Here is a 5,747-nt window from a genome sequence, read left to right on the forward strand (position 1 = left end):
TCATCATGAATGGGTTTTTATGTTGTTATAATCCGTCGGCTTCAATGCCTGGCGGCGACCTACTCTTCCAACGCTTGAGCGTTAGTACCATTGGCGCGGACTGGTTTCACGGCCGAGTTCGAGAAGGGATCGGGTGGTTCACAGACGCTATGGCCACCAGGCAATGGAGCCGACGGATTGTATCGATGCATTGGGTCCATCTTTTTGGGATGGATTTTGCGATGTTGTTAAGTTGGCTGGTATCGTCCGTCATCGTTGGACGGGACCTGCAAGGGCAGGCCTGTCATTGATGGCGGGATTCTCAAGCATGAACAGAGTTATTAGGACCGGTTAGCTTCATGCGTTACCGCACTTCCACACCCGGCCTATCAACGTGATGGTCTATCACGACTCGAAGATACCTTATCTTGAGGGAGGCTTCCCGCTTAGATGCTTTCAGCGGTTATCCCGTCCATGCATAGCTACCCTGCTGCACTCCTGGCGGAATGACAGGTACACCAGAGGCATGTTCACCCCGGTCCTCTCGTACTAGGGGCAACTCCTCTCAAGTATCGACGCCCACGGCAGATAGGGACCAAACTGTCTCGCGACGTTCTGAACCCAGCTCACGTACCACTTTAATTGGCGAACAGCCAAACCCTTGGGACCTGCTCCAGCCCCAGGATGTGATGAGCCGACATCGAGGTGCCAAACGATTCCGTCGATATGAGCTCTTGGGAATCATCAGCCTGTTATCCCCGGCGTACCTTTTATCCGTTGAGCGATGGCCCTTCCACGAGGGACCACCGGATCACTATGACCGACTTTCGTCTCTGCTCGATTCGTCAATCTCGCAGTCAGGCAGGCTTATGCCATTGCACTCTAACAGCCGGTTTCCAACCGGCCTGAGCCTACCATCGCGCGCCTCCGTTACTCTTTAGGAGGCGACCGCCCCAGTCAAACTACCCGCCACAGAGGGTCCCCGAACCGGCTAACGGTCCTGGGTTAGACATCAGAAAACAACAGGGTGGTATTTCACCTATGGCTCCACACCGGCTGGCGCCAGTGCTTCAAAGCCTCCCACCTATGCTACACAATTCTTTCCTAATGCCACTCTGAAGCTGCAGTAAAGGTGCACGGGGTCTTTCCGTCTAACCGCGGGTACTCCGCATCTTCACGGAGAATTCAATTTCGCTGAGCATATCCTGGAGACAGTGGGGAAGTCGTTACGCCATTCGTGCAGGTCGGAACTTACCCGACAAGGAATTTCGCTACCTTAGGACCGTTATAGTTACGGCCGCCGTTTACCGGGGCTTCAATTCGGAGCTTGCACTCCTCCTCTTAACCTTCCGGCACCGGGCAGGCGTCAGACCCTATACGTCGTCTTGAAGCCGACTTAGCAGAGTCCTGTGTTTTTGCTAAACAGTCGCTACCCCCTGGCCTGTGCCCCCCACAAATGCTTGCGCATATGTGGGGCCTCCTTCTTCCGAAGGTACGGAGGCAATTTGCCGAGTTCCTTCAGGATACTTCTCTCAAGCGCCTTGGTATACTCTACCAGACCACCTGTGTCGGTTTCGGGTACGGTCTATACGGTGGGGCTATTTCCTGGAACCGCTTCGAAGCCTGACCAATCCGATAAGGTCAGACAACACACGCGATCCGTCACACACCACCAGGCCCACGAATATTAACGTGGTTCCCATCGACTACCCCCTTCGGGCTCGTCTTAGGGGCCGGCTCACCCTGCTCAGATTAGCTTTAAGCAGGAACCCTTGGTCTTTCGGCGAGAGGGCATCTCACCCTCTTTGTCGCTACTCATGTCAGCATTCGCACTTCCGATACCTCCACGGCCCATTACCAGACCGCTTCACAGGCTTACGGAACGCTCCGCTACCGCTTGGACCTAAGTCCAAACCCTAAGCTTCGGTGCACGTCTTGAGCCCCGTTACATCTTCGCCGCAGGAACCCTTATTTAGACCAGTGAGCTGTTACGCTTTCTTTAAAGGATGGCTGCTTCTAAGCCAACCTCCTGGTTGTTTTGGGATTCCCACATGCTTTCCCACTTAGACGTGACTTGGGGACCTTAGCTGTAGGTTAGGGCTGTTTCCCTTTTGACGACGGACCTTAGCACCCGCCGTCTGTCTGCCGGATAAATCTCGTTGGTATTCGGAGTTTGGTTAGAATTGGTAGATCTCGCGACCCCCGCATCCATCCAGTGCTCTACCCCCAACGGTATACGTCCGACGCTCTACCTCAATAGATTTCGCGGAGAACCAGCTATTTCCCGGTTTGATTGGCCTTTCACCCCTAAACACAACTCATCCGACAATTTTTCAACATTGAACGGTTCGGTCCTCCAGTGCGTGTTACCGCACCTTCAACCTGGTCATGCCTAGATCACCGGGTTTCGGGTCTAATTCATCGAACTCAGTCGCCCTATTCAGACTCGCTTTCGCTGCGCCTACACCTATCGGCTTAAGCTTGCTCGATAAACTAAGTCACTGACCCATTATGCAAGAGGTACGCAGTCACCCCCTATGGGGCTCCTACTGCTTGTAAGCATTCGGTTTCAGGTACTGTTTCACTCCCCTCATCGGGGTGCTTTTCACCTTTCCCTCACGGTACTGTGTTCGCTATCGGTCATGTACGAGTATTTAGGCTTGGAGGGTGGTCCCCCCATGTTCAGACAGGATTTCACGTGTCCCGCCCTACTCGAGTCCTCATCCATCACTTTCGCATACGGGGCTGTCACCCGCTATGGCCAGTCTTTCCAAACTGTTCTGCTAGTTGAAGATGAGGCACTGGCCTGGTCCGCGTTCGCTCGCCACTACTAACGGAATCTCGGTTGATGTCTTTTCCTCCAGGTACTGAGATGTTTCAGTTCCCCGGGTTCGCTTCACCAAGTCTATTTTATTCAACTCGGTGATACCTTATCCACCTCTCCAACCAACCGGTTGCCCGGTTGACGGAAGAAATGGTGAAGGTGGGTTTCCCCATTCGGAAATCGCCGGATCAAAGTTTGCTCACAACTCCCCGACGCTTATCGCAGCGTGCCACGTCCTTCATCGCCTGTACATGCCAAGGCATCCACCAAATGCTCTTACCTCACGCTTGAGAATCCACACCATCAACGACAGGCCTGCATAATGCCTGCGTTGTCTTCAGGTGCGGACGATAATCTCAGCCAGATTACAACATCTGTAAGTGCCGCATCCATGGCCCGACCGTAATCGAACCACCAATGCGCCACGGCATCGATTAAAAACCCATTCACAATGTCAAATAGCGGCGGGATCGCTCCCGCATGACCGGCGCAACGCGCCGGATATCGTGTCTTCATCTCTGGAGTATTTCGGAAAGTGGTGGAGCCTATCGGGATCGAACCGATGACCTGATGCTTGCAAAGCAACCGCTCTCCCAGCTGAGCTAAGGCCCCGTCCATGAACAATGGTGGGCCGAGGAGGAGTTGAACCTCCGACCTCACGCTTATCAGGCGTGCGCTCTAACCACCTGAGCTACCGGCCCCACCGCACCAAAGCCGGCCAAATGGCCGCGGGCGGCTGATAGCCTGCTCAGGCTGAATAACGAAGCAGGCCCCGCATAACGCAGGGCGCCTCGCTAATCTCCAGGATGAAGGGACATGAGGACGACGGCATGTTCTTTGGAAGATTGGAAGCCCTTCCGGACGCTAGGTCCGGCGCTTTCCGATCGATCCTTAGAAAGGAGGTGATCCAGCCGCAGGTTCCCCTACGGCTACCTTGTTACGACTTCACCCCAGTCGCTGATCCCACCGTGGTCAGCTGCCTCCTTGCGGTTAGCGCACTGCCTTCGGGTGAAACCAACTCCCATGGTGTGACGGGCGGTGTGTACAAGGCCTGGGAACGTATTCACCGCGGCATGCTGATCCGCGATTACTAGCGATTCCGCCTTCATGCTCTCGAGTTGCAGAGAACAATCCGAACTGAGACGGCTTTTGGAGATTAGCTCACACTCGCGTGCTTGCTGCCCACTGTCACCGCCATTGTAGCACGTGTGTAGCCCAGCGTGTAAGGGCCATGAGGACTTGACGTCATCCCCACCTTCCTCCGGCTTATCACCGGCGGTTTCCTTAGAGTGCCCAACTAAATGATGGCAACTAAGGACGAGGGTTGCGCTCGTTGCGGGACTTAACCCAACATCTCACGACACGAGCTGACGACAGCCATGCAGCACCTGTCACCGCGTCCCCGAAGGGAACACCCGATCTCTCGGGTTAGCGCGGGATGTCAAACGCTGGTAAGGTTCTGCGCGTTGCTTCGAATTAAACCACATGCTCCACCGCTTGTGCAGGCCCCCGTCAATTCCTTTGAGTTTTAATCTTGCGACCGTACTCCCCAGGCGGATAACTTAATGCGTTAGCTGCGCCACCCAAGTACCAAGTACCCGGACAGCTAGTTATCATCGTTTACGGCGTGGACTACCAGGGTATCTAATCCTGTTTGCTCCCCACGCTTTCGCACCTCAGCGTCAATACTTGTCCAGCGAGTCGCCTTCGCCACTGGTGTTCTTCCGAATATCTACGAATTTCACCTCTACACTCGGAATTCCACTCGCCTCTCCAAGATTCTAGCCACCTAGTTTCAAAGGCAGTTCCGGGGTTGAGCCCCGGGCTTTCACCTCTGACTTGAGTAGCCGCCTACGTGCGCTTTACGCCCAGTAATTCCGAACAACGCTAGCTCCCTCCGTATTACCGCGGCTGCTGGCACGGAGTTAGCCGGAGCTTATTCTCCAGGTACTGTCATTATCATCCCTGGTAAAAGAGCTTTACGACCCGAGGGCCTTCATCACTCACGCGGCATTGCTGGATCAGGCTTTCGCCCATTGTCCAATATTCCCCACTGCTGCCTCCCGTAGGAGTCTGGGCCGTGTCTCAGTCCCAGTGTGGCTGATCATCCTCTCAGACCAGCTAAGGATCGTCGGCTTGGTAGGCCTTTACCCCACCAACTACCTAATCCTACGCGGGCTCATCCCTTGCCGATAAATCTTTGGTCCGAAGACATCATCCGGTATTAGCACAAGTTTCCCTGAGTTATTCCGAAGCAAAGGGCAGATTCCCACGCGTTACGCACCCGTGCGCCACTAACCCCGAAGGGTTCGTTCGACTTGCATGTGTTAGGCATGCCGCCAGCGTTCGTTCTGAGCCAGGATCAAACTCTCAAGTTGTGTCACAACACCATCCAGACAGGCCTAAGCCCAATTCCAGACAGCATCGAACTTCGGGAGCCGATACCTGCACTGTCAAACGTAATGGATACGAAGGACATATAAGGCATCGACTTTAATACCGCGACACAGAGCCCGAAGCTCCCAGGTCGCGGGCGCCGTCGCCCACATGTCCCTTCATCTAAACCAACAATGTCAAAGAGCCACCACCACAAACCAAAACCCGATCTCAAATCGCAGAAGCGACAAAATCAGGCGGACAACCATCGTTCCCCGATTTTCCTACCGGGGGACCGATTGTCCGTCTATGTTGGCGACCGAAGCAGCAAAGAAACCGGTGAAAGCCGGCAGCACCGCGTCGGTGAAGCGCCATATATGGACACCGCTCACACCCGTCAACCGCATTTTGCACTTTTCTTTCATTCCACCCAAAAACCCCCAAATTCCCGACACAAACACAACCACCAACAACACACCAAACATCCACTCCAACACGCCACCACCAACCACGCCCCCCACCGACACCAAACACCCCACCCCACATAAGCCCAATATAATCGCATAAA

The 5,747-nt window shown here is 54.5% G+C and carries 1 protein-coding gene, 2 tRNA genes and 3 rRNA genes; all 6 read right to left on the reverse strand.

Features of this window, described 5'->3' with window-relative positions; all coding sequences use genetic code 11:
* Window positions 1–46: 46 nt before the first annotated feature.
* Window positions 47–161, reverse strand: a 5S ribosomal RNA gene (gene rrf / locus EH199_RS24140).
* Between the two features lie 139 nt (window positions 162–300).
* Window positions 301–3,093 (reverse strand): 23S ribosomal RNA (locus tag EH199_RS24145).
* 246 nt (window positions 3,094–3,339) lie between these two features.
* A tRNA-Ala gene (locus EH199_RS24150) sits at window positions 3,340–3,415 on the reverse strand.
* A gap of 12 nt (window positions 3,416–3,427) precedes the next feature.
* Window positions 3,428–3,504 (reverse strand) — tRNA-Ile (locus EH199_RS24155).
* Window positions 3,505–3,698: 194 nt separating this feature from the next.
* Window positions 3,699–5,181, reverse strand: a 16S ribosomal RNA gene (locus EH199_RS24160).
* The 16S, 23S and 5S rRNA genes sit together here with 2 tRNA genes alongside, the layout of an rRNA operon.
* A gap of 282 nt (window positions 5,182–5,463) precedes the next feature.
* A partial coding sequence (locus EH199_RS24575) for a hypothetical protein (RefSeq protein ID WP_223806919.1) occupies window positions 5,464–5,747 on the reverse strand: 284 nt, incomplete at its 5' end.

Source organism: Novosphingobium sp. LASN5T, from assembly GCF_003856955.1.
Lineage (GTDB): Bacteria > Pseudomonadota > Alphaproteobacteria > Sphingomonadales > Sphingomonadaceae > Novosphingobium.